Genomic DNA, 2,506 nt, shown 5'->3' on the forward strand with positions numbered 1-2,506 from the left:
TGTCAACGGCGGAGTAAAACTCGGCCACTGTGGCGGAGCAAAAGTAGGCCATTTAAGCGCGTGCGCCTTGGAGCGTGCGGCCCTCATATAGCAAGCACGTTCCAAGGCGCATTGGCCGTCAGGCCAATTCTGTGAGGATCATGTTCCGGCGGTTGCGATGCGGGCGCGGCTTTGATTGAGCCGATAGCTTTCGCCGTTCATTTCCAAGATATTGACGTGGTGGGTCAGCCGATCCAGAAGTGCGCCGGTCAGGCGTTCTGTGCCGAAGGTTTCCGTCCACTCTTCGAATGGGAGATTGCTTGTGATCAGGGTTGAACCGCGCTCGTAGCGCTGCGAGATCAGCTCGAAGAGCAGTTCGGCACCGGTCTTGCTGAGCGGCACGAAGCCCAACTCGTCGATGATCAGCAGCTTGACCTTTGTCAGTTTGCGTTGGAGTTGCAGGAGGCGTTTCTCGTCGCGGGCCTCCATCATCTCGTGGACGAGAGCGGAGGCGGTGACAAAGGCGACTGGCAGTCCTTTCTGGCAGGCGGTCAGGCCCAGGCCGAGGGCGATATGGGTCTTGCCGGTGCCAGACGGGCCGAGGGCGATGACGTTTTCCTTGCGCTCGATCCATTCGCAGCGGGAGAGCTCCAACACCATCATTTTGTTGAGCGACGGGATCGCCTTGAAGTCGAAGCTATCCAAGCTTTTGATTGCCGGGAACCTCGCGGCCTTGATCCGGCGTTCCACCATGCGCCGTTCCCGGTCTATCAGTTCCAGCTCGGTCAACCGGGCCAGATAGCGCACATGATCCACGCCCTCTGCGGCGCAGATACGCGCTTGCTTGTCATGCTCGCGCAGGAAGGTTGGCAGACGCAGAGTCTTGAGGTGATGGGTCAGCAGTAATTCCGGGGCGTCTGTCATGCACCACCCCCTGCCAGCAGGCTCATATAGGATGCCGCCGAGGTGGTAGTGATACTGGTCCTGGGCAGGAACGGATAGACATCGAGATCCAGCCTCGGGGGCCTTCGCTCGACCCGACACAGGACAAGATGCTTGATCGCATCGAAGCTGATTGCTCCCATTCTCAGCGCATCCTTGATGGCCAGATGCAGGGCGTCGACTTCGAACCGTTCCAGCAAGCGCAGAACCTGCACATACTCGCGCTTGCCTGTCTTGCCCTGTCGGGCCTCCAACAACCGCTGGAGCGTGGCGAAGGCTTCCGGCAACTCCCAGCCCTGCAGGGGTGCAGCCTGATCGAAGGCCATGATCTTATGCTCAATCAGCGGCAGGTAATGCAGTGGGTCAAACACCATGTCACCGGTGTCGTAGGAACGGGGATGATCCGCGATCACCTCGGCGGCGCTGCCAATGACAACACGGGTCACGAAGCCCTTGATCCAGACCTCACGGTGACCATAAGCGACGGGCACAGAGTAATCATTGCCGCGGTAGCGCACCACGGATGTCGATGTGACCTGACCGCTTTGCAAATCGCAGGCATCAAAGGGCACCCCAGGCAATTCCCGCATTGCAGACAGGTCGGCGTCCAGCCGTGCGCCGATGCTGGCCTTGTGGCCACGCAAGACATCGCCTTGCCGTTTGCGGCATTGTTCTTCCAGGTGAGCGTTGAACGCGTCCCAGTCCGGAAAGGACGGGATCGGCACCATGAAGTTCCGCCGCGCATAGCCGACCAGTCCCTCGACCTTGCCTTTGTCGTTGCCCTTGCCGGGACGGCCATAGCGATCCCGGATCACGTAATGCGACAGCATCGCGCTGAACCGTTGTGTGCGGTCACGGGTGCCGTCCGGCATGATCCTGGCGACCAGACAGCGGTCATTGTCGTAGAGGATAGACTGCGGCACTGCGCCGAAGAAGGCAAAGGCATGGACATGCCCGTCCAGCCAGGCTTCGGTGGTCGCGGCAGGATAGGCCCGAACATAGCACGCATCGCTGTGCGGCAGGTCAAAGGCGAAGAAACGTGCCTTCTGCTCCACCCCGCCTATCACGACCAGAGCTTCGCCAAAATCTGCCTGCGCATGTCCCGGCTGATGGCTGAGCGGCACGAACATCTCCTTGCCGGTCCGCTTCCTGGTCCGGACGTAATCCTTGACGATCGTGTAGCCGCCATCAAACCCGCACTCATCCCGCAGCCGCTCGAAGATGCGCTTGGCCGTGTGGCGCTGCTTGCGCGGCCGGACCTTATCTTCGGCAAGCCATTGGTCAATCTGGCCGGTGAACGCATCCAGCTTCGGTCGCCTGATCGGTGCCGTCCGCCGATACCCGGGCGGCTCCGAATAGGCCAACATCTTCGCAACGCTGTCCCGGCTGACCCCAAAATCCCGGGCAATCTGGCGTCCGCTCAAGCCATCCTGAAAATGAGCCTGACGCACCTTCAAATACAAATCCACGGTGTAAATCCCCCAACCCTCCCCTCTCGGAAAGGGCAAAAGTGGACGACTTTTACGCCGCCCGCGACACCACAACGGCGCCGCTACCGTGGCCGAGTATTGCTCCGCCGTTCACA

2 protein-coding genes are annotated in these 2,506 nt (G+C 60.5%); both read right to left on the reverse strand.

The annotated features are described in order from the left end of the window. Nucleotides 1-138: 138 nt before the first annotated feature. Nucleotides 139-903, reverse strand: coding sequence for an IS21-like element helper ATPase IstB (gene istB, locus P2G62_RS17715; RefSeq protein ID WP_243252177.1), 765 nt, complete (start codon nucleotides 901-903; stop codon nucleotides 139-141). Beyond that, nucleotides 900-2,399, reverse strand: a complete 1,500-nt coding sequence (gene istA, locus P2G62_RS17720; protein WP_243252214.1) for an IS21 family transposase — start codon at nucleotides 2,397-2,399, stop codon at nucleotides 900-902. The genes istB and istA overlap by 4 nt, the downstream gene beginning before the upstream one ends. Between the last annotated feature and the right edge of the window lie 107 nt (nucleotides 2,400-2,506).

The sequence above is a fragment of the Paenirhodobacter sp. CAU 1674 genome (genome assembly GCF_029222945.1).
Classification (GTDB): domain Bacteria; phylum Pseudomonadota; class Alphaproteobacteria; order Rhodobacterales; family Rhodobacteraceae; genus Rhodobacter.

Coding starts and splice junctions, on each gene's coding strand:
- istB (WP_243252177.1), bottom strand. CDS start 903: ATGACAGACGCCCCGGAATTACTGCTGACCCATCACCTCAAGACTCTG.